General features: G+C 63.7%; 20 protein-coding genes and 4 pseudogenes. 20 read left to right on the forward strand and 4 right to left on the reverse strand.

Annotated elements, in window-relative coordinates:
* Positions 1–34 precede the first annotated feature (34 nt).
* Positions 35–163 (reverse strand): annotated as a pseudogene (locus A7X97_RS22130) (alpha/beta fold hydrolase); the annotation flags it as partial.
* Positions 164–441: 278 nt separating this feature from the next.
* On the opposite strand from A7X97_RS22130, the gene A7X97_RS13200 reads away from it, so the two are divergent.
* The 9 genes and pseudogenes from A7X97_RS13200 to A7X97_RS13240 all read left to right on the forward strand — a co-directional run bounded on the left by A7X97_RS13200 (position 442) and on the right by A7X97_RS13240 (position 11,813).
* Positions 442–5,157 carry an RHS repeat-associated core domain-containing protein gene (locus A7X97_RS13200; RefSeq protein ID WP_111008029.1) on the forward strand — a complete coding sequence of 1,572 codons (4,716 nt, stop codon included), beginning with the start codon at positions 442–444 and terminating at the stop codon, positions 5,155–5,157.
* A gap of 402 nt (positions 5,158–5,559) precedes the next feature.
* A pseudogene (locus A7X97_RS13210) lies at positions 5,560–6,282 on the forward strand (RHS repeat-associated core domain-containing protein); the annotation flags it as partial.
* A gap of 480 nt (positions 6,283–6,762) precedes the next feature.
* Positions 6,763–7,499: pseudogene (locus tag A7X97_RS13215) on the forward strand (RHS repeat-associated core domain-containing protein); the annotation flags it as partial.
* A gap of 452 nt (positions 7,500–7,951) precedes the next feature.
* A complete protein-coding gene (locus tag A7X97_RS13220) occupies positions 7,952–8,371 on the forward strand; it encodes a hypothetical protein (RefSeq protein ID WP_245885013.1) in 420 nt (139 codons plus the stop codon).
* 1 nt (position 8,372) lies between these two features.
* The gene (locus A7X97_RS21705; RefSeq protein ID WP_143592480.1) at positions 8,373–8,945 is read left to right on the forward strand and encodes a hypothetical protein; all 573 of its coding nucleotides are present in this window, start codon (positions 8,373–8,375) and stop codon (positions 8,943–8,945) included.
* 14 nt (positions 8,946–8,959) lie between these two features.
* Positions 8,960–9,476: pseudogene (locus tag A7X97_RS13225) on the forward strand (RHS repeat-associated core domain-containing protein); the annotation flags it as partial.
* A gap of 187 nt (positions 9,477–9,663) precedes the next feature.
* Positions 9,664–10,104: a YbbD-related protein gene (locus A7X97_RS21710; RefSeq protein WP_143592479.1), complete on the forward strand. Its 441-nt coding sequence runs from the start codon at positions 9,664–9,666 to the stop codon at positions 10,102–10,104.
* 312 nt (positions 10,105–10,416) lie between these two features.
* Positions 10,417–10,746, forward strand: a complete 330-nt coding sequence (locus tag A7X97_RS13230; RefSeq protein ID WP_111008031.1) for a hypothetical protein — start codon at positions 10,417–10,419, stop codon at positions 10,744–10,746.
* A gap of 587 nt (positions 10,747–11,333) precedes the next feature.
* Positions 11,334–11,813 carry a hypothetical protein gene (locus A7X97_RS13240; protein ID WP_227837675.1) on the forward strand — a complete coding sequence of 160 codons (480 nt, stop codon included), beginning with the start codon at positions 11,334–11,336 and terminating at the stop codon, positions 11,811–11,813.
* 19 nt (positions 11,814–11,832) lie between these two features.
* Here A7X97_RS13240 and A7X97_RS13245 read toward each other — a convergent pair whose 3' ends face one another.
* Positions 11,833–12,207 (reverse strand): hypothetical protein, encoded by a 375-nt coding sequence (locus A7X97_RS13245; protein ID WP_111008033.1) that lies wholly within the window; start codon positions 12,205–12,207, stop codon positions 11,833–11,835.
* Between the two features lie 566 nt (positions 12,208–12,773).
* On the opposite strand from A7X97_RS13245, the gene moaA reads away from it, so the two are divergent.
* The 11 genes from moaA to A7X97_RS13300 all read left to right on the forward strand — a co-directional run bounded on the left by moaA (position 12,774) and on the right by A7X97_RS13300 (position 20,744).
* Positions 12,774–13,754 (forward strand): GTP 3',8-cyclase MoaA, encoded by a 981-nt coding sequence (gene moaA / locus A7X97_RS13250; RefSeq protein ID WP_111008034.1) that lies wholly within the window; start codon positions 12,774–12,776, stop codon positions 13,752–13,754.
* 8 nt (positions 13,755–13,762) lie between these two features.
* Entirely contained in the window at positions 13,763–14,761 is a 999-nt protein-coding gene (gene moaCB / locus A7X97_RS13255; RefSeq protein WP_111008035.1) for a bifunctional molybdenum cofactor biosynthesis protein MoaC/MoaB, read from the forward strand.
* Positions 14,758–16,011 carry a molybdopterin molybdotransferase MoeA gene (locus tag A7X97_RS13260; RefSeq protein WP_111008036.1) on the forward strand — a complete coding sequence of 418 codons (1,254 nt, stop codon included), beginning with the start codon at positions 14,758–14,760 and terminating at the stop codon, positions 16,009–16,011. Before moaCB ends, A7X97_RS13260 begins: the two co-directional genes overlap by 4 nt.
* A complete protein-coding gene (locus A7X97_RS13265; protein ID WP_111008037.1) occupies positions 16,011–16,271 on the forward strand; it encodes a MoaD/ThiS family protein in 261 nt (86 codons plus the stop codon). Before A7X97_RS13260 ends, A7X97_RS13265 begins: the two co-directional genes overlap by 1 nt.
* Positions 16,272–16,274: 3 nt before the next feature.
* On the forward strand, positions 16,275–16,775 hold the full coding sequence (locus A7X97_RS13270; protein ID WP_111008038.1) for a molybdenum cofactor biosynthesis protein MoaE: 501 nt from the start codon (positions 16,275–16,277) through the stop codon (positions 16,773–16,775).
* 107 nt (positions 16,776–16,882) lie between these two features.
* Positions 16,883–17,425, forward strand: a complete 543-nt coding sequence (gene mobA, locus A7X97_RS13275; RefSeq protein WP_111008039.1) for a molybdenum cofactor guanylyltransferase — start codon at positions 16,883–16,885, stop codon at positions 17,423–17,425.
* Positions 17,422–17,787: a hypothetical protein gene (locus tag A7X97_RS13280; protein WP_111008040.1), complete on the forward strand. Its 366-nt coding sequence runs from the start codon at positions 17,422–17,424 to the stop codon at positions 17,785–17,787. The genes mobA and A7X97_RS13280 overlap by 4 nt, the downstream gene beginning before the upstream one ends.
* A gap of 68 nt (positions 17,788–17,855) precedes the next feature.
* Positions 17,856–18,632, forward strand: a complete 777-nt coding sequence (locus A7X97_RS13285) for a helix-turn-helix domain-containing protein (protein WP_111008041.1) — start codon at positions 17,856–17,858, stop codon at positions 18,630–18,632.
* A gap of 23 nt (positions 18,633–18,655) precedes the next feature.
* Positions 18,656–19,399 carry a molybdate ABC transporter substrate-binding protein gene (gene modA, locus A7X97_RS13290; protein ID WP_111008042.1) on the forward strand — a complete coding sequence of 248 codons (744 nt, stop codon included), beginning with the start codon at positions 18,656–18,658 and terminating at the stop codon, positions 19,397–19,399.
* Positions 19,400–19,402: 3 nt separating this feature from the next.
* The gene (modB, locus tag A7X97_RS13295; protein ID WP_065177657.1) at positions 19,403–20,086 is read left to right on the forward strand and encodes a molybdate ABC transporter permease subunit; all 684 of its coding nucleotides are present in this window, start codon (positions 19,403–19,405) and stop codon (positions 20,084–20,086) included.
* Positions 20,076–20,744, forward strand: coding sequence for a sulfate/molybdate ABC transporter ATP-binding protein (locus A7X97_RS13300; protein WP_111008043.1), 669 nt, complete (start codon positions 20,076–20,078; stop codon positions 20,742–20,744). The genes modB and A7X97_RS13300 overlap by 11 nt, the downstream gene beginning before the upstream one ends.
* Before the next feature lie 93 nt (positions 20,745–20,837).
* On the opposite strand, the gene A7X97_RS13305 is transcribed toward A7X97_RS13300, so the two are convergent.
* Both A7X97_RS13305 and A7X97_RS13310 read right to left on the reverse strand, forming a co-directional pair.
* On the reverse strand, positions 20,838–22,367 hold the full coding sequence (locus A7X97_RS13305) for a diflavin oxidoreductase (RefSeq protein ID WP_111008044.1): 1,530 nt from the start codon (positions 22,365–22,367) through the stop codon (positions 20,838–20,840).
* Positions 22,364–22,792, reverse strand: a complete 429-nt coding sequence (locus A7X97_RS13310; protein ID WP_069138376.1) for a PAS domain-containing protein — start codon at positions 22,790–22,792, stop codon at positions 22,364–22,366. Before A7X97_RS13310 ends, A7X97_RS13305 begins: the two co-directional genes overlap by 4 nt.
* Between the last annotated feature and the right edge of the window lie 185 nt (positions 22,793–22,977).

Consider the following 22,977-nt stretch of genomic DNA (forward strand, 5'->3'; position numbering starts at 1 on the left):
GGGGAACAACGGGCGAAGCCGTTGCCTGGAACGGCTACTTCGAGGTGTCGGAGACCGATTGAATCGCGGCCACCACCGCAGCGGGTTCCTCGCGCTGGAGGGTGAGGCCGGTTGCCAGGTAGCGGTGCGAGCCGCGTGTGAAGCCCGGGAAGAGCAGGGCGTGTGTGGGAGATTGTGCTGGTAGTTTTGTGAGCTATGAACACGGACTCCCTGTAGAGGAAGTCATGGGAGCCCGGCGTAGGCCGCTGAATGGCCACGGATGCTTGAATCTGTGACCGGTTACGCGACTCCACACTTGAATGTGCAAGCGTCCTCGCCGATAAAGGCGGCATGTGGCACTGCCGCATTCCGGACCAGGGACGATCCGATGCACGACGCGTGGGCTCAGCTCCGCGTTCTCGTTCCCGCCGGCGCTGTGTTCGTCCAGGAAGGAGAACAGGGATGTTGGAACGACTGAAGACCCTCTCGCGTGCCGCGCTGGCGATTGTTGCCGCTGGCTGCATTGCGCCGGCTGTTGTACAGGCGCAGGAAAGCAAGATCACCTGGCGTATTTCGCAGCCCGGTGGCGATGCGACCCAGTACAAGACCCAGCAGGCGGCGGTGGCCGGCATCAAGAATCTGCCGGCGCCCAGCCCCTTCCCGCCGGAGTTCCAGTTCGGCTGGCAGTACGTCGACAAGATCAAGTCGAAAGTCGTGGACTTGAACGGAAACACGGCGATTACCTACTGGATGGGAAAGACTCAGCCCTCCGATCCTGACTGGACTTACTACGGCGCGGGTGATGGTGGCTTCCTGTCCGAAGAGGAAGTGCTGGAAGCGCTCATTGCAGACTTGCAGGACATCAATCCCCAGTGTCCTGGGGAAACTGCTGTGCCGGAAGGAGAATGGGGCCCAACTGCTCCAGGGATGGACGGAATTTCGGAGGTCAGGGAGTACCGGGTCACCGGCATGCTGGGCAGCAATTCGGCGGAGTCTCCGTGCGTGCCCTTCGACGCAGGAACGACAGGGCTTGCTCGCATGCGACGCTTGAACTGCCCGATCCCCTTCACGCAGTGGTCCAACACACACAACGCCTGCGTCAGCGAAGAATTCGTTGCAGCCATCACCTCGAAGTCGCAGAAGTGCGACAAGGACGGCGGCAACGGTAGCTGCCCCATGTCCCGCAACGATACAGCGGCGAACATGAGTCCGATTCCCGACAAGGACCCGGCCTCCAACGGCGGTACCTGCGACGGCAATGTCGGCAACCCATGTGATGTCAAAACGGGCGAGAAGTACGAGATCGCGCCGGACTTCGATCTGGGCTGGATCGCGCTGACGCGCTTCTATCACTCCGGCATCTCCACCTCATCCGGTGGCTTCGGCTATGGCTGGACCCATTCGCTGGGCGCCCACCTGGCACTGGACGGCGTTGACAGCGTGGGCATCATTGAAAGCACCGGTTTCCAGCGTGCATTCAAGAAGATCGGCCAAGCCTATGAGGCGGACGACGACAGTGGTGACCGTCTGGTCCAGAACGGCAACTGGACACTGTACTCGGCGGATTCCATCTCTACCTTCGGCGCGGACGGGCGTCTTGCCGCCAAGCGCTTCCCGGATGGCACGTCGCTGACCTACATCTACGACGACAGCGACCGCCTTGCGGCGGTCACGCACAGCAGTGGCCGCACACTGGAGTTCGTTTACCAGTCCAACGACTATGAGGCGCTGATCAGTTCGGTGCTGGTCGAAGGCATTGCGCTCGCCACCTATACCTACACGCCGCAGAACCAGGTCGCCACGGTGACCTATGCGGGTGGTGGTGTGCGGACATATCACTACGAGAACCAGGACTTCCCCCAGCACCTGACCGGCATCACCGCCGAGGACGGTCGCCGCTACAGCACCTTTACCTACGATTCCATCGGTCGTGTGATCTCCAGTCAGCATGCCGGCGGTGCCGATGGCGTGACACTGGCCTACAGCCCCAATGGTGGTGCGGTGGTGACCGACGCGCTGGGGCGGCAGACCGACTACACCCTGACACCCGGCGGCGACACCGCGCCGTCGCGCAAGGTGACCGGCCTGACGGATTCGCAGGGAACCGTCAGCCGAACCTACTACGACCAAAGTGTCGACTTCCGCCGGCGCCTGGATACCTACACCGATCGCCGCGGCATCCAGACCAAGCACACCTATGCGCAGGGCACCGATCCGGTAAGCGGTCGTGCCGTCAGCATCCATACCGTGACCGAAGCGGTCGGCTTGCCCGAGCAGCGTGTTGTGACCACCGCGCGCGACGTCGAAACCAATGCGGTACTGACCACCCGGATCGGTAGCCGCGAAACCCGCACGGCCTTCAATTCCCGACGCCAGCCGACGGCCAACACGGTGACCGACACCGCTTCCGGTCAGACGCGCATCACCAGCTACACGTACTGCGAAGCCGCTGATGTGGCAGCGGCAGGCAGCTGCCCGGTGGAGGGGCTGCTGAAGAGTGTGGATGGCCCGCGCACGGATGTGGCCGATGTCGTTACCTATGCCTATTACTCGGCGGATGATGCAGGGTGCGCGATCGGAGGTGCCTGCACCTATCGCAAGGGCGACCTGCGCAGCGTGACCAATGCGCTGGGCCAGACGGTCGAGACTCTGGCCTACGACGCGTTCGGGCGGCCGTTGTCGGTCAAGGATGCCAACGGCGTGGTCACCGACTACACCTACCATGCTCGCGGTTGGCCAACCTCGGTCACCGCGCGTGGCGCGACCACTGCCGAGAATCGGGTCACCCAGATCAGCTACTGGCCGACCGGCCAGGTGCAACAGATCACCGAGCCCGACGGCAGCAGCGTTTCCTATGTCTACGATGCGGCGCTGCGCTTGACCGATATCGAGGACAACGCGGGCAACACGATTCACTACACGCTGGACAATGCCGGCAATCGCCTCAAGGAAGACACGCTCGATGCAGGCGGTACCCTGCGCCGTACCCTGGCGCGGACGTTCAACACACTCGGCCAGCTGACCGCACTGAAGGACGCAGGCAATCACGCCACCGGCTTTGCCTACGATGCCAACGGTAACCGGCAGACCGTGACCGACGCTCTGCAGCGCGTGACCAGCCAGCAGTACGACCCGTTGAACCGCCTGGCGCAGACCCTGCAGGATGTGGGCGGCGTCGCGGCGGAGATCCGCAGCCAGTACAACGCGCTGGACCAGGTCACCCAGGTCACCGACCCGAAAGGCCTGCACACCACTTATGCCTATAACGGTTTCGGTGATCTGACCGGGCAAGTCAGCCCGGACAGTGGCGCCAGCAGCTTCACCGTGGACGCGGCCGGCAATCGCAAGACGGCTACCGATGCGCGTGGCGTCACCGCCACCTATCAGTACGACGCACTCAACCGCCTGATCGGCATCGCCTATCCGGACCCCAATCTCGACGTGGGCTACAGCTATGACGTGGCGCCGGCCGCCTGTGCCGCCGACGAGCGCTTCGCCAAGGGGCGCCTGGGGCAGGTGCTGCACGCCAATGGCAGTACCCAGTACTGCTATGACCGTTTCGGCCAGGTCACCCGCAAGGTACAGACCGTCAACGGCGTTGCCAGCACGCTGCGCTACGCCTATAGCAAGTCGGGCCGCCTGACCGCGTTGACCTACCCCGACGGAAGCGTGGCCGACTACGTGCGCGATACCCAAGGGCGCATCAGCCAGATCGGTCTGACCCGCCCCGGCCAGGCGCGCCAGATCGTGGTGAACAACGTGACCTATGCGGCCTTCGGCCCGGCGACCGGCTGGACCTACGGCAACGGCCGCCAGCTGCAGCGTCCGCTGGATCTGGATTACCGCCCGCAGGCGGTGCATGACCCGGCCGCGGGCGGCCTGTCGCTGGGCTATGGCTACGATCCCGTCGGTTCGATCACCGAGCTGAAGAACGGCACAGGCTCAACGGTGCTGGCCAAGTATGCCTATGACGCGCTGGGTCGCCTGACCCAGACCCAGGACGGCACGACCGGCACCCCGATCGAAACCTATGCCTATGACGCCACCGGCAATCGCACCGCGCTGACCACCTCGGCAGGCACCGCCAGCTACACCTATCCCGCAACCAGCCACCGGCTGACCGCAGTGGATGGCGAAGCGCGCAACCATGACGCTGTGGGCAACACCACCCGAATCGGCAGCAAGACCTTCACCTACAACGATGCCAACCGCATGAACGCGGTGAAGCAGGGTAACGCCACACTGGAGAGCTACGCGTACAACCATCGTGGCGAGCGCGTGCTGCGTACTCCGGCTGGTGGCGCTGCTCAGATCACCCTGTATGACGAGACGGGGCAATGGCTGGGCAACTACTCGGCCACGGGCCAGGCGCAGCAGCAGGCCATCTGGCTGGACAATTATCCGGTGGCGCTGATCAACGTGCCGAGTACCGGCGTGCCAGAACTGGCCTACGTCCAACCAGATCACCTGGGCACCCCGCGCGTGGTGATCGACCCGGCGCGCGATGTCGCGATCTGGGAGTGGAGCAACAAGAGCGAGGTATTCGGCAACCAGATCCCAAGTGCCGATCCAGATGGCGATGGTGTGGCGTTCGAACTGGCACTGCGCTTCCCGGGCCAGCAGGCGACGGATGCGAGTGGGCTGTTCTACAACTACCAGCGCGAATACGACGCTGCGACCGGACGCTATACGCAAGCGGATCCCATAGGCTTGTCCGGCGGCATTTCCGCGTACGGGTATTCGAATGCCTCTCCGCTTCTCGCGGCTGACCCACTTGGGCTTGAGCCCGTGTTCGATACAAGTACGTGCGGCGGACAGCTGGGAATGGTGACTTGTGATGGCAATGGAGGATTTCTGGTCAGTGTCTGCAATTCAGGCTGCGACAAGATATGCACCGTTATGCATGAGCGAAACCATAAGGCGTTATTGGAAAAGAGGGTTCCTAATGCCTGCGTGGGTAGGCCTAAAGGTGCAAGCCCATTCCCAAAGGACTGGGAATATGGTGGGATCGAGCATCGGCAGCTGGCCAATGAGCTTGAGTGTCGTGCATATCAAGAGCAGATGATCTGTGCAACTCGGCTGCGCGATGGAGGACTCGGAGGCGCCGCAGTAGACAAGGCCTACAGCAGGGCAGTAAAGGAAAGGAGCAACAGGCAATGCGATGCATTCGGATACTAGCCATCCTCTCGCTCGTTCTGGGCCAGCTGGGGTGCCGGGATGAGGTTGAGAGTTCAACGTACCCCATGGGTCAGACGGGAAAGAGTTGCACTGCCTACAAAGGCTTTGATCGCCAGCCTCCCGAAGTGGTTGTTACGGAACTGGCCAGACGGGGGTTGGACAGTCGCAGGTTGATCCATAAAACAGTTTGCGGCTCGATCACCAGCTGGGAGATCCTTCCCGCAGGGGCGTCAATCAATCGGATACCTCCCCCAGATACCTACGTGAACGTCTGGCTGAGGGAAGACGGCTCTGTTTCCGTCAGTACGGACCTCCCTTGATGTCGGCGCTCTGATGCTCACGCATCGGGCCAGCGCGCCTGCGCAATAGGTCAGCTAAGGCGAAGTCGCGCTCACTTGATGTCATCCGGGTGGACCGCGCGTGGCAATCGCTCGGTCGCCCGATGTCCCGGCTTGGGCGCGGAGCAGAAAGAGCGAAGTGTTTGGCAACCAGATTCCGAGTGCCGACCCGGACGGGGATGGTGTGGCAGTCGAGCTGGCGCTGCGCTTCCCGGGCCAGCAGGCGACGGATGCGAGTGGACTGTTCTACAACTACCAGCGCGAGTACGACCCGGCTGTGGGGCGCTATTCGCAGAGTGATCCGATTGGGTTGAATGCTGGCGTCAGTACGTATGGCTACGTGATCTCGAATCCCACCCGATTTATTGATCCGCTCGGGCTGACGACTACGCTGATAACGACATATAATTTCGGTATTGCAAACCACTCGGCGATTCATGTTTCGAGGCCTGGAAAGCCTGATTTCCTGTACGACCCTTCCGGCACTTACGCACCTGGTGGCCGTCGAGGAACAGGCGGGCTATTTGAGGGGCGCGACGCCAGCTTGGCCAGCTACAAGAAGTATCAGGTAGGAACTGGTAGTCGAGTTGTTTTTACAGTAATTCCTTTGACTCCCGAGCAAGAGTTGACTCTCATTGCGAACGCGGAGGAGTGGGGGGATGCGCGTGGATTCTGGTGTGCGAGCCATGTGTCCGGGGCGTTGGGCGGAATGTGTGGAATCAAGCAAACCCTCTTCCCAGGTGTTCTTCAAAAGAGTGCAAAGGCAGCGGAATGTCCAGTCAAGTGAAGGATAGAATTTTCTCATCGTTGATTTGCTTCACTCTATCTGCTTCTGTGAATTTTGCGGGATGGGTATGGATATCCGCTTTCATGAAGATAGGGGCGATGCGAGTTCCCTACGTACTGCTTCTCTCATTACTCCCTTCGGTTACATTCTTTGCGCTCTCTCGAGGCGAAAGTATGCGCCGCATCCCGCGAAGTTTAGTGGTGGGGTTGATCGCTGGTCTTGTACTCGGGGTCGTGGCTGTAACTTCTTCCAATCTGGCAATTGATGGGGGGCGCTTGCTTCTAAAGAGCCTTGAGAGATTCGGAGCAACGGCATTGGTAGCAGACCTTTGGCCATCGCTGTTACTTGGAAGCTGGCTTGTGGGAGCGATCTCATTTTGCGGGGCATCGGCTTATTTAAGGCGAGCGTCCCTAGGGATGCCCTGAATAATTGCCACTGAGCCCTGGATTTCCATCATGCCGAATTAACCTATGCCCCGGCGCCACCGGTAATCGCACCTCGCTGCCACTTCAGCAGGCACTGCCAGCCACACCTATTCCGCAGCCAGCCACCGACTGGCCGCCGTGGATGGCGAAGCGCGCAACCATGACACAGTGGGCAATACCACCAGCATCGGCAGCAAGACGTTCACCTACAGCGATGCCAACCGCATGAACGCGGTGAAGCAGGGCAATGCCGTGCTGGAAAGCTACGGTTACAACCATCGCGGTGAACGCGTACTGCGTACCCCGGGTAGTGGCGCAGCGCAGATCACCCTGTACGACGCAGCAGGGCAGTGGCTGGGCAACTACTCGGCTACGGGCCAGGCGCAGCAGCAGGCCATCTGGCTGGACAACTACCCGGTGGCGCTGATCAACGTGCCGAGTACCGGCGTGCCGGAACTGGCCTACCTGCAGCCGGATCACCTGGGTACGCCGCGCGTGGTGATCGATCCGGTACGGAATGTCTCGATCTGGGAGTGGAGCAACAAGAGCGAGGTGTTCGGCAACCAGATTCCGAGTGCAGACCCGGACGGGGATGGTGTGGCGTTCGAGCTGGCACTGCGCTTCTCGGGTCAGCAGGCGACGAGTGCAAGTGGGTTGTTCTACAACTACCAGCGCGAGTAAGGCCCGGCGGTGGGCCGGTACTCGCAGAGTGATCCCATCGGGCTGGATGGCGGCATCTCCACATTCTCTTACGCTGAAAGCAATCCTCTGTCCTATGTTGATCCTCTAGGGGAAATGTCGCGACGCAAAGGTGAGCGCAATTTGACTCGCTCGCCAGATGGCACAGGCAACCCAGATAAGCATTGGAAGGATGATCCCAAGCGGCCAGGATGGGGTTGGCAGCTGGATGGCCATTCAGGTAAGCCGAAGTACAAAAAGAGACCGCACTACCTGCTTCCCCCAAAGGCAATCGGGCCGGGTCTGGTCCTCCGGGTTGCCCTTCAGGTAGCCTGTGAGAATGGCGACCTTGCCTCCTGCAAGACGCGCTGTACTCTGTTGCCTGAGGTCTGTGGCAATGTTGACTTCGCCGAACCCGACGTAGCGATGTGTCCAACTGAGGGGCCGTCGTTGAATTTGCAGTGATAGGCAGTGATCCGTCGATCTTCATGGTTCCAGGCACAATGTGGCCTGGATTCCGTGATGGTTCGCAGCATGCCTGTAGATGACAGGACGTGGAGTTGATAGTGAAGTCATTGCATTCGCGAGCGAAGATTGACTTGGCGCCCTTGACCGCAAGGGCTCTAAGAAAAATAGTGGGGAGTCTGTTCCATCGCCGGCACGACTATGGTGATTTCGAGCCCGAAGAACTGCTGGATGAGCTTGCGCGGCTCGGTGTTACAACGGCCAAGAGACTGCTTATGAAAAAACATCGTCGCGCAATTCTTCGGGACGAGAGGGCGAAGATGTCTAGAAGAGAGATGCTCTACCTCTTAGACGAGTTCGGCCCTGAAGGTCTTGACATGCATGCCAATATCTCTTGGTTCGCGACTTCGGGATTGGTGCGGCAAGCCATTGAGAAGGAATTCGGCTGGGAGGCATTTATTGCTTTGTACGATCGCCAGCCAGGCGCCGCCTCTGGTTCTTCTGAAAAGTCGGCGCCCTAGCATGAAGTCCATTGCGCTTTGGAGAATGAAGCGCGAGGCCAAGAGGAGCGGTCTGCGAGTCGTTGGCAATTTTTTGATTGCGTTACATACGCGCGATGTTATCTCAGGCTTCACGTTGGATCCTGCGCCATCCTCTACCTATATATGGACCTTCGTAATTCCGACATATGATGATTTGCCCTGTCTGCACATGTCTCTAGGTCAGAGGATTGCAAGCGCGGAAGTGGATAAAGGTTTTTTCTGTGGAATGCATGAGGCGCATGCCAAAAAGCTTGAGACAGTGAGAACGGCGGCAGACTTGTTGCTCTATGTCGACAGTCTTGATTTCACAAGCGACTATTCGGAATGGGTAAAATACATATCCGCCATCCGGCTGGGCGATTTCGTGGCGGCGGACGCGACGCTGAAGACGCTTTTGAAGTTGCCAATGTCCAATGCTATTAAAAGTAGATTAGATGCGATTCTTTCTGTGCTGAAGAATGGTGGTGAATCGGGCGCGCAGCATCTTTTGGAGGCGTGGTCTGTTCAGACGGATCGATTAGTGGGCTGCAGCTCCTGGGGCAGCCGGCGGTAGCGAATCGTCGCGCTGCACGCAGCCCTAATGCAGCAGGGAATACCACGCTCTGGCAGCAGATCGTTTACCTGCAGCGATACCAACCGCATGAACGCGGTGAAGCAGGGTAATGCCGTGCAGGAAAGCCACGCCTACAACCATCGCGGCGAGCGCGTGCTGCGTACCCCTGCCGGTGGAACTGCCCAGATCACGCTGTATGACGAAGCAGGGCAGTGGCTGGGCAACTACTCGGCCACGGGCCAGGCGCAACAGCAGGCCATCTGGCTGGACAACTACCCGGTGGGGCTGATCAATGTGCCGAGTACCGGCGTTCCGGAACTGGCCTACGTCCAGCCAGATCATCTGGGCACACCGCACGTGGTGATCGATCCGGTGCGCGATGTGGCGATCTGGGAGTGGAGCAACAAGAGCGAGGTATTCGGCAACCAGATTCCGAGTGCCGATCCGGATGGCTGTGGTGTGGCGTTCGAACTGGCGTTGCGCTTCCCGGGCCAGCAGGCCACGGATGCGAGCGGGTTGCTTTACAACTATAGTGGTTCGATCAAAACATCAAGGGTGACTCCACCGCTGACTCCACCGCTGACTCCGCTGCGGATCAGCTGGCAAACCGCCTCGGACGATCATCTGGACAAATGAGCCGTACGCGGAGGTGCTCGCAGATGTGCGGGAGCTATCGACCCGGTGGAAACTTCCCTTGCTGATGTCTCGGATGCCTCAGATGTACGCTCCCAAGCTGCTCCCAATCGTGACGCTGTCAATCGCACTTTCTGGTTGCATGGAAGTTGCCAGCACAGAGTATGCAGACCGCAATCAAGCCGTCTCAAGGCAAGCAATCGGTGAATCGAAATGGTTGCCTTCATGGTTGCCTGAGGACGCAGTCAACATACGCGAGTCGCACGACATGGACACAAATGAGTCGTGGTTGGTTTTCCGCCTGACCAGCGGGGCTCTTGCTTTGCCCGAAGAATGTAGGCTGGTGAGCAGGCCGGAGATGTCCGACGCGCGAGTCATGCGGAGATTTCCTCAGTTTGCCCGCAACGCGTGGTCGCGAGCGTCAAGCTATGGCGGCAAGTTCTATCTGTGTCCGGAGGGAAATGTTGGCCGCTGGGTCATGCGCGATGAAGAGCTGGGCCTTGTTTACAGCGGAATAAAATTATAGTTGGCTGGGCGGTCTCACCCAGTAAGCGAGATGCGTGAGTGGCACGTGGCGGTCTCCTTTCCCGGTGCCTGATTCGGCACTTTCCGGCCGAGCGTCGTGTGGGTTCGGGTATGTGTCAAATCGACCTTGCCACTGGTCCGTGTTCACGAATGGGAGGGCCGTGTAAGAAGATCGGATGGTCCGGCAAGCTTTAAGCACCCTGGCGTTCGGCAGGAAGATTGCTGGGCCGCGGTGACGACTGTGCGGGAGGACCTATGCGATATCGGCTCCATGCTCTATTGTGGCTGCAGCGCAGGCGGTGGATAGAGGCGAATGGAAATGAAGGAAAGCCTGAGAGAAAGAGAGGCGCTGTCGCCAACTGGCTTCTATGACCGATACTATGCGGAGAGTGGCCTGGAACAGGAAACCGTAGTGGAGCTGCTGGAGCATGTTGCAGACGAGCTTCGTTTGCCCTCCGGGAAGCTCCGTCCTGGAGATCGATTTTCGAAGGAACTGTCGCCTGGTGAAGCTCATGGTTGGGACTCGGGGTATGGGGTGTTGATATTCGAGCTTCAATCGCTCGCAAAAGAACGTGGTATTGCAGTCGATCGGCGGGTGGATTCGCTCGACGACTATATTCGTATCATGGCGGGTATCTATTGATGAGATTGATGCGTCCCTGAATGGCTATCGGCGTGAGACGTCGCAGTGCGTACTGAGGATTCGGGGATGCCAATGGTGAGGTGTGCCGCCGCTGTCGTTGCCGGTCTGATTCTGGCCGGCTGTGCAACATTGGGTGGCGATATGATCGTGCGCGTCTCGGGAAGCGTGCCGCCAGGTCAGGGTGACGTTCGCGCTCTCGATTGTGAGCTGAGCATGCTCGGGGAGGGCGAAGGTGTAGTTTCGTCGAAACCGGTTGGAAGCACATTCTCGGTCCCCATGATGGTCGTTGCAGGGCCGGAACCCCAGAGCTACCAATTCGCCGTTGAATGCAGGGACGGCCGGAGGTTCGCATCCAAGCCGGTGCAGATCAGTAGTCGGCGGTCCTATGCCCGGGATCTCAATCTTGGGGAGCTTCAGGAGCGGTGAGAGAGAGGAAGGGGGGCATTCCGTGCCCAGATTCCTCACCCCGACAAGGCTCCCTCATCCGGGGGAAGGCGCCTGAGAAGACCGAGCGGAGACGTGCTTGGTTTCACGATTTTTGGCCCTGCGGCGACGTTGGCCGCCACACTCTGCAAATTGAGGCCTTGATGATGGTGAGGATCCTGACAGCACTACTTCTGATTGGAGTCGGACTTGGATTCTCTGGCGGCGCATGGGCTGTAGGAAAGCGGCCCTTCAAGATGATTCAGTTCTGCGTGCATGACCAAGAGGGCGTGAATCGGTTCAAGCAGACCCTCAGCTCTATCGCCAAGGACGAAGGAATGCAGTACTTCGATGGCAGCGCTGAATTGGATCGCCAGCTTGCCAGGGCAAAGGTGGACGTGAAGCGCCCTGTCGTCTACGTCGGAGTGAAGCGGGAAGATGGCTCGGGACTGGAGGCGGGGAACCTCGGATTGGATCGTTTCGAGATAGCTATCGGCTTCTCTGAAGGGAAGATGCCCGCCGAGGCACGGTCATTTTCTGTCCGCGTCGAACGCACCTTGGCCGAGCGCTGGAATGCACTCGCGATTCCCTCGGCGAAGGGCGCTACGCCGCTGGCATGTCGGGTGGAAGGCGGTTCTCGTTGAAGTCCGTTGCACATGACATTCACCCTTCGGGCTGTAACCGCCCCACCGCGTGGGCGCACAACGACTGGCAGGCCATGACCAACCCCTCCATCACCCGGTCGCCCACGTACTGCCCGGGTTCGCCGTTCTGACGGGTGCGTTCGGCCGCCAGCAGCATTTCCAGCACCACCCGCAACCCGCTCAACGCGCAATCGGCGTCGGCCAGGGCCAGGCAGCGCCCGGGCAGCTGGTGACGCTCCGGCCAGGGTTGCCCGTCGGCCGCAGCACCGGAGCCGATGCGGCGGAGGTTGGCAATGAAGGTGTTCCTGTCCACTGTTGGCGCAGCCTGTGGCGCACCGTCGTCGCCGGCGGTGTTGCGGTAGGCGTGCAGATGCGGGAAGTCCGATTCGTTCATGGCAAGGCTTCGTGCAGGGCAATCGGTAGCCGCCACCCATAAAAGTGGCGGGCGGTACGTGGTTCGAACACCGGGTTGATGTCAGTCCGGCGGGCCCGAAGGCCCCCACGCACCGCCCGCCATAGCCGGCAGACGGATTGCCAGCCGGCGCCACGCTAAGGTGGCGCCGGCTGGCAAGCGCATACATCAACATCAACTCGGGTGTTCGAAGCCCGGCCACCTATTTCCGGTGGCACGCCATCTGAGCCCTTGGCGCTGTGCAATGCCAATCAGAAGAGTTGTAAACATCACTCGATTGGAGACGCTTTTGACATTGTCCTACGCTGTTAAGCCCCGCCGGTGCTGGCTGGCGTAGTGATCCGCCTGCAACGTGCAATCTGCGACAGGTGTCGAGGTTGTCACGGCGAACGGGACGGGCGAGGAGGGCCTATCACGACAGGCGGTGCCAATTCAGGCTGCGTGGCTCACGGGTTGACGCTTTCAACGCCCCAGCGCACTCTGCGGGCTGGGGTCGACAACCCGTTCAGGGGCAGGGCTGCAGGGTGGTACCAGGAGGCGGAACAGCCATGAGCCAACTCACCGACAGCTTCGGACGCAGCTTTCCGTACCTGCGCTTGTCGCTCACCGAAGCCTGCAACTTCCGTTGCAGCTACTGCCTGCCCGACGGGTACCAGGCCGACGGCCGCCCGCGTTTCCTGCAGGTGGAGGAGATCGGCCGCCTGGTGCGGGCCTTTGCGGCGCTGGGCATGAGCAAGATCCGCCTGACCGGCGGCGAGCCCAGCCTGCGCAGGGATCTGGACGAGATCATCGCCACCGTGGCGGCGGTGCCGGGAATCCGCAAGGTGGCCATCACCACCAATGGCACGCTGCTGCCGCGGCGCCTGCCGGGCTGGCACCGGGCCGGCCTGACCGCGCTGAACGTGAGCATGGACAGCCTGCAACGCGAGCGTTTCCACACCATCACCGGGCACGACCGCCTGCCGGAGATCCAGCAGGGCCTGGCGCTGGCGCAGGCGTTGGGCCTGCCGGCGATCAAGCTCAACGCGGTGCTGCTGCGTGGCCTGAACGACGACGAGCTGCCGCAGTGGATGGACTACCTGCGTGACCGCCCCTTCAGCGTGCGCTTCATCGAACTGATGCGCACCGGCGACAACGAAGCCTATTTCCAGCGCCACCACCTGCGCGCCGATCGGGTGATCGAGCAGCTGCTGGCCGCTGGCTGGCACGAGCGCCCGCGCGCCGCCGATGCTGGCCCGGCCCGTGAGTTCAGCCACCCTGACCATCGCGGCAGCATCGGCATCATCGCCCCGTATTCGCGTGACTTCTGCAAGGGCTGCAACCGCCTGCGGGTGACCGCCAAGGGCGACCTGCGGCTGTGCCTGTTCGGCGAGTTCGGCGTGCCGCTGCGACCGCTGCTGCAGCGCGATGAGGACCACGACGCGCTGCTGGCACGCATCACCACCCAGCTTGGCCTGAAAGCGGCCGGGCATGGACTGCACCAGGGCCAGACCGGGCTGACCCCGCACCTGGCCTCCATCGGAGGATGAGCAACACGATGAGTGGGGAATTGAATGCGGCCTTCCATATGGCCGATGTCCGCGACAAGCGCATCACCCGCCGCCGTGCGGTGGCAGTGGGCGAGCTGCATGCCGGTCCGGTGGCGTATCCACTGATCGTCGAGCGCCGCCTGCCCAAGGGCGATGCGCTGGTGATGGCCGAGATTGCCGGCCTGCAGGGCGCCAAGATGGCGTCGATGCTGATGCCGCTGTGCCATCCGCTGCCGCTGGAACTGGTGCAGGTGTTCTGCGCGGCGGTGCCGGAGCGGCAGGCGATCCGCGTGTGGTGCGAGTGCGCCAGCGAGGCCCGCACCGGCGTGGAGATGGAGGCACTGGCCGGCGTCAACGCGGCGCTGCTGACCCTGTACGACCTGAGCAAGCCGGTGGAGCCGGCACTTAGCATCGAGGGCATCCGCCTGCTGTTCAAGGAAGGCGGCAAGCGCGGGGTCTGGCTGCACCCGGATGGCATGGACGAGGCCGAGCGCGCGCGTTTCAAGCCGCGTGCACCTAAGGGGTTGGAGGATGCGGCCTGCGCGGTGATCACGCTGAGTGATCGCGCCAGCGAAGGCACCTATGGGGATGTCTCCGGCCCGACCCTGGTGGCCGGGCTGAAGAAGCTGGGGGGCGAGGTGGTAGCCGCCGAGGTACTGCCCGATGGCATCGAGCCGTTGGCGGGCCGCCTGCAGGCCTTGGCCGCCGAGGGCGTGCGCCTGTGCCTGTGTACCGGTGGTACCGGGCTGGGCCCGCGTGACCTGACCCCGGAGGCGCTGCGTTCGTTGAATGCGCGGCCGGTGCATGGCCTGGCGCAGATGGTGCGGGCACTCAGCGCACAGCACACGCCGATGGCCTGGCTGAGCCGCGCCGAGGTGGTGCAGCTGGGCAATATGCTGGTGTTTGCATTGCCGGGCAGCCCAAAGGCGGCGGCGCAGTGCCTGGACATCCTGGCGCCGGTACTGGGCCACGCCTTGGCCATGGCCGATGGCGGTGGCCACGGATGATTGCCTACAGCGAGGCCTTGCAGCACCTGCTGGAGGCGGCCACGCCGCTGCCGGCCGAACGCCTGCCGCTGCACGAGGCCGCGGGCCGCACGCTGGCCCGTGACATCCACAGCGCACAGTCGCTGCCGCCGTTCGACAATTCGGCGATGGACGGCTTCGCGCTGCGCGCCGACGGCGCGACGTTCGAGGCCGGTACCGAATTCGGGGTGCAGGGCTGGCAGGCGGCCGGCGATGCTGGCGCCGAAGGCGGCGAGGGTGCCTGGGAAATCATGACCGGGGCACGCATGCCGGTTGGGCTGGACACGGTGGTGCCGGTCGAGAATGTGGAGATCCTCGCCAGCGAGGACGGCCGCCCGACCCGCATTGCCCTGAAGGGATTGGTGAAGCCGGGCCAGAACGTGCGCCTGCGCGGCGAGGATGTAAGCGACGGCGAGCGCGTGCTGCAGGCCGGCCAAGTGCTGGATATCAACGCGCGCACTCTACTGCATGCGATCGGCGTGGGCGAGGTGTCGGTGGTGGCGCAGCCAAAGGCGGCAGTGATCGCCACCGGCGAGGAGCTGGTGACCGAGGCGGCGCAGGCGCTGGAATCCGGGCAGATCCGTGACAGCAACCGGCCGTATCTGGTCGGCCGCCTGCAGGCCGCCGGTGCCGAGGTGGTGTGGCAGGGCACGGTGGGCGACGACGTGGCCGCGTTCAATGCGGTGCTGGATGCAGCGCTGGATGCGGGTGCGCAGCTGTTGATCAGCACCGGCGCGGTGTCGGCCGGCCGGTACGATTTCGTTCCCGACGCGCTGCGTGGACGGGGTGCGCGCATCGTTTTCCACAAGGTAGCGATCCGCCCCGGCAAGCCGTTGCTGTTTGCGGTGCTGCCCAATGGCGCGCTGTATTTCGGCCTGCCGGGCAACCCGGTCTCCGCTGCCGTGGGCCAGCGCTTCTTCGTCGAGCCGGTGCTGCGCCGCCTGCTGGGGCTGTCACCGGAGCCGGTGCTGACGCTGCCGCTGCAGGCCGACGTGCGCACGCCGCCGGGCCTGCGCTTCCACGCGCGGGCGCGGGTGGAAGTGGACGCGCAGGGTCGCCTGAGTGCGCGCGTGCTGGCCGGGCAGGAGTCGTTCCGTTTGATGTCCATGCTGCAGGCCAATGCCTGGGTGGTGCTGGAAGGCGAGGGCGGCGTGGCCGCTGCCGGCACGCCAGTGCGCGTGCAGGGCTGGGGTCATCAGGACCCGGTGCAGCTGGCGAGCCAGGAGCCGTGATGAAACAGGTGAATCTGCAGTTGTTCGGTGCGTTTTCCGATCTGGATGCCAGCCGCGAGATCGCGGTGGAGGTGGCTGGCAGCACCGTGGCCGATCTGCGCCAGGCGCTGCGCGAGCTGCTGCCGGTGCGTTGGCCGGGATTCCGTGCCGGCCTGCTGGATTATTCGGCATTCGCCGACCAGCAACAGGTGCTGCGCGACCACGACGCGCTGCCGGACGATGGCCGGGTGGCGATCCTGCCACCGGTAAGTGGAGGCTGACCGATGAGCGAGAAGATCATCGCCAAGGTCGTGGACCGCGCGCAGGCGGCGATCGATCCGGCCGAGGGCATCGCCGCGGTCTCCGATCCGGGCTTCGGCGGCATCGATGTGTTCATCGGCAAGGTGCGCGACGTCAATGTGGGCCGGCGGGTGACCGGGATCACCTACGATCTGTTCGAACCGCTGGTGCTGAACGAGTTCAAGCGCCTGGCCGCCGAGGTCGAAGCGACGTTCGGGCCGAAGCTGAAGCTGTATGTGGCCCATGCCAAGGGCCGGCTCGGCATCGGCGATGTGGCGGTGGTGGTGGCCGTCGGCAGCCCGCACCGTGACGAGGCGTTCCGCGCCTGCCGGCAGTTGATCGAGGTGGTGAAGCACCAGTGCCCGATCTGGAAGCAGGAGCATTACGAGGACGGCGACAGCCAGTGGAGCGAAGGTTGCAGCCTGTGCCATGCGGACAGCTCATCCGCACATGCCGATGACCACACCCATGACCACGGGCATTGACCGCGCCCTTCGGGGGGCGTCGGGTCCAGTAGATCCACGCCGTGCGTGGATGAGGCTCTCCCGATGAATCCGGCCGACGCAGCCACGCATGGCGTGGCTCTACTGCGATGAGGATCAACGGCATCGTGCTGGCCGGTGGCCTGTCCGCCCGCATGGGCCGCGACAAGGCACTGCTGCCCTGGCAGGGCCGCACATTGCTGGAACACATGCGCGGCCTGTTGAAGCAGGCGGGCGCGCGCGAGGTATGGGTCAGCGGCAACTACCCGGCGTTTGGCGGAATCCCGGATCAGGTCGCACGCTGCGGCCCGCTGGGCGGCCTCTACAGCGTGGCGTTGCAGAGGCCCGACGGGCCGGTCTGGGTGGTGCCGGTCGATACGCCGCGGATGACGCCCGCGCTGTTGCAACGTCTGCAGGCCGATCAAGGGCGCGCCTGCACGGTATTCGACGATGAACCGTTGCCGATGCGGTTGCAGATCGATGATCATTGCCGCCGCGTGCTGGGGGACTTGATTGATGATCCGATGGCGCGACGTTCACTGCGCGCCCTGCAGGAATGCCTGGGAGTGACCCGGTTGCCATTGGCACCCGAGGATCAGGCGTTGCTGCTCAACTGCAATACGCCATCAGAGTGGGAGTCCATCACAGCATGAAGGTCCAGCTGCAACAGCAATCGATGCGCCTGCGCGTGGATGAGGAAGAGCTGGCACGCTTGCTGGCCGGCGAGTCACTCGAGAACCTGACCCGCTTCGGCGGCAGCGGCGGCTGGGGCGTAGCGCTGTCGCTGCATGCCGGCGATCAGGCAGTGCTGCTCGATGGCGGGACATTCTGCCGGTTGGTACTGCCGCGCCAGGCCGTTGAGTCGCTGGCGGGCAGGCTGCCCTGCCGGGATGGCTTGGGCTTCGGTATCGCGCTGGATGACGACAGCATGTTGCAGCTGCAGTTCGATGTGGACGTGCGCGACAGCATGCGGCAGCGTGGCCCGCAGCGACGCGCTGAACCTGCGCCGGAGTAGGCGCATGATGCGCAGGGCCGGCTGGCACGCTGTCGTATGATGGGCGCCTTCGTTCCTGCGTTGCTGCAATGCCCCTGAACCCCTCCGCACCCTCTGCGTCCCGACCGGCCACGCCCAATCCGGCAGCGGCCGATGACGGCGACGCGCTGCACTTCTGCAGTACCTGTGCGTTCTCCGACGCCTGCATGTCGCAGGGCTACGACAAGGCTGCGTTGGGCGAGTTGCATGTGCTGGTCGACCACGTCGGTCCGTTCCAGGCTGGCGACTATCTCTTCCGTGCAGGCGATCCGTTCGACTCGATCGCAGCGGTCCGCGCGGGCATGGTCAAGACCTTCGTCGATGACAGCCAGGGCAACGAGCAGGTACTGGGGTTCAGCCTGCCCGGCGAGGTGATCGGGCTCAACGCCATCCATGGCGCGCGCTTCCCCTGCAATGCGGTGGCACTGGATACGGTCTACCTGTGCCGGATCTCGTTTCCGCGATTGAGCCTGCTGGCCACGCGCATGCCGGGGTTGCAGGCGCGGCTGTTCAGCCTGCTCAGTGCCGAGATCGGCAAGGTGGCCACGCTGGCGGCCAACCATCGCACCGAGGAGCGCATGGCGGCGTTCCTGCTGGATCTTTCCGGACGCTATGCCCGGCGCGGTTTCTCGGCCACCCGCTTCAACCTGAGCATGGCCCGCACCGAGATCGCCAACTACCTGCGGATGGCACCGGAGACGGTGAGTCGGGTGCTGCGCCGGTTGAGCGACGAGGGTGTGATTGCGGTGAACCAACGTGAGATGCTGTTGCTGCAACCCGAACGGCTGGCGGCGTTGGCCGTGGCCCGGGAATCCGGACTGGACTGATCAGGCAAGCGAGGGGCCGACCCATGATGCGAGCGGGGCTGTTGTTGCTGGGACTGCTGGCCACGGTGCCGGCCTGGGCGGCCACGCTGACCGTTTCGGCGGCATCGAGCCTGACCGAGAGCTTCCGCGAACTGGGCAATGCCTATGAGAAGGCGCACCCGGGCACCAAGGTCGATTTCAACTTCGCCGCGTCCGGCGTATTGCTGCAACAGATCAGCCGCGGTGCGCCGGTGGATGTGTTCGCCTCGGCCGACGAAACCACGATGGACCAGGCCCAGCAGCAGGATCTGCTGGCGGCCGGCACCCGCGAGGTGTTCGCAGTGAGCGCACTGTGGGTGGTGGTGCCGCCGCAGGCCAAGGCGGCGCCGCGTACCTTGAAGGACCTGGCCGGTGCCGGTGTGCAGCGCATCGCACTGGGCAACCCGGACAGCGTGCCGGTCGGCCGCTACGCCAAGGGCGCGCTGGAAGCGGCCGGGCTGTGGCCGTTGGTACAGGGCAGGATCATCACGACGCAGAACGTGCGTCAGTCGCTGGATTACGTGGCGCGCGGTGAAGTGGATGCCGGCTTCGTCTATGCCACCGACGCGCAGGCGATGCCCGAACGGGTGCGCCGTGCGTTCGCGGTGCCGGTGTCCGGGCGCATTGCGTATCCGCTGGCGGTGACCAGGGCCAGTACGCAGCCGGCAGAGGCACGGCGCTTCGCTGCCTTCGTGCGTTCGCCGCAGGGCCAGGCGATTCTGGCCAAGCACGGGTTCGGCAAGCCCTGAGGCATGGATCTGGACTGGACCGCGCTGGGGTTGTCGCTGAAGGTGGCCGGCTGGGCCACCGCGATCAATCTGGTGCTGGGCGTGGCGCTGGGCGCGTTGCTGGCCCGCCGTCGCTTCCCCGGGCGCGAGCTGCTGGATTCGCTGCTGACCCTGCCGATGGTGCTGCCACCGACGGTGCTGGGGTACTACCTGCTGGTGTTGATCGGTCGCAATGGTCCGATCGGTGCGTGGCTGCAGTCGTGGTTCGGCATCAACCTGGTGTTCACCTGGCAGGCGGCCGTGATTGCTGCGGCGGTGGCCTCGCTGCCGCTGGTGTTCAAGCCGGCACGCGCGGCGTTCGAGGAAGTGGACGGGCAGCTGGAGCAGGCCGCACGCACGCTGGGTGTGTCCGAAGTGGCGGTGTTTTTCCGCATCACGCTGCCACTGGCGTGGCGCGGCATCCTCGCCGGCCTGCTGCTGGCGTTTGCGCGCGCGATGGGCGAGTTCGGCGCGACGCTGATGGTGGCCGGAAGCATTCCGGGCCGGACGCAGACGTTGTCGATCGCCATCTACGAGGCGGTACAGGCCGGCCAGGACGGCAAGGCCAATGCGCTGGTGATCCTGACCTCGGTGGTCTGCATCGTGATCCTGTTGCTGGCCGCGCGGCTGGTGGGCGGGCGTCGCCGGGAGCTGCGCGATGTGGCTTGACCTGCAGGTACAACGCCGCCTGCAGGCGGCCGGCCAGGAATTCGTGCTGGATGTATCGCTGCAGTGCACGCAGCGCCAGGTGGTGCTGTTCGGGCCTTCGGGCGCGGGCAAGAGCCTGACCTTGAAGGCGGTGGCCGGGCTGCTGCGGCCGGGCCAGGGTCATGTGCGCGTGCAGGGGCAGACCCTGTTCGATGCGGCCACCGGTGTGGATCTGCCGCCGCAGCACCGCCAGCTGGGCTATGTGTTCCAGGATTACGCGTTGTTCCCGCACCTGAGCGTGCGCCAGAACGTGGCGTTCGGGCTGGAGAAGGGGTGGTTGAATCCGCGCGTGGGCCAGCGCTTCGATGCGGTGGAGCAGTGGTTGCAGGCATTCCGCATCGACACCGTGGGTGATCTGCTGCCCTCGCAGATTTCCGGCGGGCAGCGCCAGCGCAGCGCACTGGCGCGGGCGCTGGTGACGCAACCGCAGGCGTTGCTGTTGGATGAGCCGTTCTCCGCGCTGGATCATGACCTTCGCCAGCACCTGCGCCAGGAGTTGGAGGCGGTGCTGGACAAGACCGGCATCCCGTTGTTGTTGATCAGCCACGACCCGCAGGACGTGGCCATGTTCGGCCAGCAGGTGGCGCGCATGGTGGACGGGCGTATCGTCGGCGATTGACCTGCATCTGTAGAGCCGAGCCCATGCTCGGCTGCTGTTGGCGGTGTTGCGAAAAGCAGCCGAGCGTGGGCTCGGCTCTACAGGATCTACGGATCAATACAGTTCACAGTGCGTGCGGCCTTCATTGCGCAGCGCGTCCCAGCGCCCTTCGCCACCGATGGCATCGATGGCCGCGCGCACCGCGCCTTCCAGGTGGCGCTTGTTGCCGCACAGGTACAGATGCCCACCGCGGGCCAACACGTCGCGCACTTCGGCGGCACGCTGCTGCAGCACATGCTGCACATAGACCTTTTCGACGCCATCGCGCGAGAACGCGGTATGCAGGCCAGCCAGAACGCCACGCGTGTGCCAGTCCTGCAGCTGGTCGCGGTACAGATAGTCGTGCTGGCGGTGCTTCTCGCCGAACACCAAGTGCACTTCGCGTTCGCAGGCATTGGCCTGCAGTTCCTGCATCAGGCCCATCAACGGTGCGATGCCGGTGCCGGTGCCGACCAGCAGCAGCGGTGCCTGGCCGGTATCGGGCAGGTGGAAGCCAGGGTTGGAACGGCAGTACACCCGGGCGTGGTCGCCGCCATGCAGCAGGCTGCCGGTGGCAGTGCCGAAGCGCTCGCGGCCGCGCAGGGTGTAGCGCACTTCGCGCACGCACAGGCTCAGCTGGTCGTGGCACGGATGCGAGGCGATGGAATAGGCGCGCGGCAGCCGCGGTGACAGCAGCTCGCGCAGCCGGGCCAGCGGCACGCCGTCCGGCGTGGCGTGGTCCTGCAGCACGTCCAGCAGGTCCAGGCCATGCAGGTAGGCGTCGAGCTCGCGCTTCTGGTTGACCTTCAACAGGCGCTTCAATCCCTCGCTGCCGCTGAGCCTGGCCAGTTCGCGCAGCACGCCCTTGCTCAGCAGGCGCAGCTCGCGGTCGTGCAGGGCGGCCACGGCGGTGCTGTCGCCGTACCAGGTGGCCAATGCCCGCAGCAGGGCAGGATCGTTCTCCGGCACCACGTGCAGGGTGTCACCCGCGCGGTAGGCCATGCCACTGCCGGCGATGTCCAGCTGCAGGTGCCAGGCAGCGGGGTCGCTGCTGTTCAAGCGGCGACGTTCGAGAATGCGGGCGGCAAAGGCATTGTCTTCGCCATAGGCGGTGACCTGCAGGTGCAGGTCGTGGCCAGCGTTGAGGTCGCCCTCCAGCACCTGGCCCAGCACCGGCCGCCATTGCTGGAAGAACTGCTCGTAACCCAGGTCGGCGTCCACGCGGTGCAGCAGCGGCTGCGCCTGGCGCTCGCTCAGCGCAGCATCCAGCGCCTTGGTGAAGCCACAGAAGTTGGGGTAGCCGGTGTCACCAAGGCCGAACACCGCATAGCGCAGGCCAGCCAGCGTCGGGGTCTGGCGCAGTGTTTCGAAGAACTGTTCGCCGTTGGCTGGCGGTTCGCCATCGCCGAACGAGCTGGAAATCGCCAGCAGCACATCGCCGTGGCCGAGACTGGCCACGTCGATGTCGTTGAACGGGAGCACCTGCGGCGCGTGCGGCTGCAGGTCCGCGCCCAAGCGCTGGGCCAGGGCGCGGGCATTGCCCGACTCGGACGCGAATCCCACGAGCAGGCGGCTGAAGGGCGTACTGGTCGGGAGGGCGTTCACGCGGCCTCGTAGAAGTCGTCGAACTTTTCCTTGCTGAACTCGACCAGGTCGTAGTTCTGCATCAGGTCGTTCACCACGCGGCGGATGCTGATGTAGGAGGTGATGTTGCCGTCGCCGTCGAACAGCGGTTGCACGGTGGTGTCGACCACGTAGAGCACGCCGCCCTTGCCGAGGTTGGGCACGATGCCGGTCCAGGTCTTGCCGGCCTTGATGGTGTCCCACATGTCCTTGTAGACCGCCTTGGGCACGTCCGGGTGGCGCACGATGCTGTGCGGCTGGCCGATCAGTTCCTCGCGGGCGAAGCCGGTGAGCGTGCAGAACAGGTCATTGGCGTAGGTGATGTTGCCCTGCAGGTCGGTGGTGGAGATCACCATGACGTTCTGCAGCGCATTCACGAGCTGGGCGTTGTCGGGGGAGTAGCTCATCGCAGGGTCCTTGTAGAGGCCGGCTGCGCCGGCGTGTTCGGGTTCTGCATAGGAATACGCCCGCGTGGCAGCGGGCGGTTTGACATTGGTCAAGCGCGTAGCGCGAAGGCCTGCGACCGGGTGTCGCAGGGTGAGTCTCTTTAGAGATCAACCCAGCCCGGCTCAGGCGGCACGCGGGATTGCCA

The organism is Stenotrophomonas sepilia (assembly GCF_003244875.1).
Lineage (GTDB): Bacteria > Pseudomonadota > Gammaproteobacteria > Xanthomonadales > Xanthomonadaceae > Stenotrophomonas > Stenotrophomonas sepilia.